General features: G+C 52.5%; 2 rRNA genes (1 of these 2 cut by a window edge). Both read left to right on the top strand.

The annotated features are described in order from the left end of the window. Window positions 1–2,174, top strand: a 23S ribosomal RNA gene (locus ACJJIB_RS00335) (it extends 706 nt beyond the left edge of the window). A 208-nt stretch (window positions 2,175–2,382) separates the two neighbouring features. Then, window positions 2,383–2,498 (top strand): 5S ribosomal RNA (gene rrf, locus ACJJIB_RS00330). The last annotated feature ends 2 nt before the right edge of the window (window positions 2,499–2,500 follow it).

Below are 2,500 nucleotides of genomic sequence, written 5' to 3'. Positions count from 1 at the left end.
TGGAGGACCGAACCCACTAATGTTGAAAAATTAGGGGATGACCTGTGGATCGGAGTGAAAGGCTAATCAAGCCGGGAGATAGCTGGTTCTCCTCGAAAGCTATTTAGGTAGCGCCTCGCGTCTCACCCTCGGGGGTAGAGCACTGTTTGGGCTAGGGGGTCATCCCGACTTACCAACCCCATGCAAACTCCGAATACCGAGGAGTGCAATCGCGGGAGACACACGGCGGGTGCTAACGTCCGTCGTGGAAAGGGAAACAACCCAGACCGCCAGCTAAGGTCCCAAATACCAGTTAAGTGGGAAACGATGTGGGAAGGCCCAGACAGCTAGGAGGTTGGCTTAGAAGCAGCCATCCTTTAAAGAAAGCGTAATAGCTCACTAGTCGAGTCGGCCTGCGCGGAAGATATACCGGGGCTAAAACTGGTAACCGAAGCTGCGGATGCTCTTAGGAGCATGGTAGAGGAGCGTTGTGTAAGCCGTTGAAGGTGGATCGGGAGGTCTGCTGGAGGTATCACAAGTGCGAATGCTGACATGAGTAACGACAAGGGAGGTGAAAAACCTCCCCGCCGGAAGACCAAGGGTTCCTGTCCAACGCTAATCGGGACAGGGTTAGTCGACCCCTAAGGCGAGGGCGAAAGCCGTAGTCGATGGGAAACAGGTTAATATTCCTGTACTCGCTATTGCTGCGACGGAGTGACGGAGAAGGCTAGGCCAGCATGGCGATTGGTTGTCCATGTTTAAGGTTGTAGGCTGGGGACTTAGGCAAATCCGGGTCCCTAAGGCTGAGAACTGATGACGAAGCCCACTTGTGGGTGAAGTGGTTGATGCCCTGCTTCCAGGAAAAACTTCTAAGCTTCAGGCAATAGTGAATCGTACTCTAAACCGACACAGGTGGTCAGGTAGAGAATACCAAGGCGCTTGAGAGAACTCTGGTGAAGGAACTAGGCAAAATGGTACCGTAACTTCGGGAGAAGGTACGCCGGTTTTGGTGATGGGACTTGCTCCCTAAGCTGAGGCCGGTCGAAGTGACCAGGTGGCTGCGACTGTTTATTAAAAACATAGCACTCTGCAAACTCGTAAGAGGACGTATAGGGTGTGACGCCTGCCCGGTGCCGGAAGGTTAATTGATGGGGTTAGCTTCGGCGAAGCTCTTGATCGAAGCCCCGGTAAACGGCGGCCGTAACTATAACGGTCCTAAGGTAGCGAAATTCCTTGTCGGGTAAGTTCCGACCTGCACGAATGGCGTAACGATGGCCACGCTGTCTCCACCAGAGACTCAGTGAAATTGAAATCGCTGTTAAGATGCAGTGTACCCGCGGCTAGACGGAAAGACCCCGTGAACCTTTACTACAGCTTTGCACTGAACTTTGAGCCTATTTGTGTAGGATAGGTGGGAGGCTTTGAAGCAGCGACGCTAGTTGTTGTGGAGCCGTCCTTGAAATACCACCCTGGTATGTTTGAGGTTCTAACTCTGGTCCGTTATCCGGATCGAGGACAGTGTATGGTGGGTAGTTTGACTGGGGCGGTCTCCTCCCAAAGAGTAACGGAGGAGTACGAAGGTGCACTCAGCATGGTCGGAAATCATGCAATGAGCATAATGGTATAAGTGCGCTTGACTGCGAGACAGACATGTCGAGCAGGTACGAAAGTAGGTCATAGTGATCCGGTGGTTCTGTATGGAAGGGCCATCGCTCAACGGATAAAAGGTACTCCGGGGATAACAGGCTGATACCGCCCAAGAGTTCACATCGACGGCGGTGTTTGGCACCTCGATGTCGGCTCATCACATCCTGGGGCTGAAGCCGGTCCCAAGGGTATGGCTGTTCGCCATTTAAAGTGGTACGCGAGCTGGGTTTAGAACGTCGTGAGACAGTTCGGTCCCTATCTGCCGTGGGCGTTGGAAATTTGAGAAGAGTTGCTCCTAGTACGAGAGGACCGGAGTGAACGAACCTCTGGTGTTCGGGTTGTCACGCCAGTGGCATTGCCCGGTAGCTATGTTCGGACGGGATAACCGCTGAAAGCATCTAAGCGGGAAGCCTCCTTCAAGATTAGATTTCCCTGACTCCTTGAGAGTCCTAAAGGGCCGTGGAAGACTACCACGTTGATAGGCTGGGTGTGGAAGCGTTGTGAGGCGTTGAGCTAACCAGTACTAATTGCCCGTGCGGCTTGACCATACAACAGAGATGGTTACTAACGACTAGCTAAGCTAGCGGATTGTGGAATGAAAGACACACAATGATCGCTTGCGGTGTATTACTACAGATTGTTTTACCGACTTATTTGGGGTTATCGCCGGTCACCAACATGACCGAGGCAAACAGCGATAACACGGCAGGCTAAGCAAAATTGCTTATAAGACCAACGCCAACCCAAGCCAGTTTGCCTGACGACAATAGAGTTGTGGAACCACCTGATCCCTTGCCGAACTCAGAAGTGAAACGCAACATCGCCGATGGTAGTGTGGGGCTTCCCCATGTGAGAGTAGGTCATCGTCAGGCTT

The sequence above is a fragment of the Microbulbifer mixtoriginis (SeqCode) genome (genome assembly GCF_052467705.1).
The sequence above is the reverse complement of the archived record's forward strand: the minus strand, read 5'-3'. Positions and strand labels throughout refer to the sequence as shown.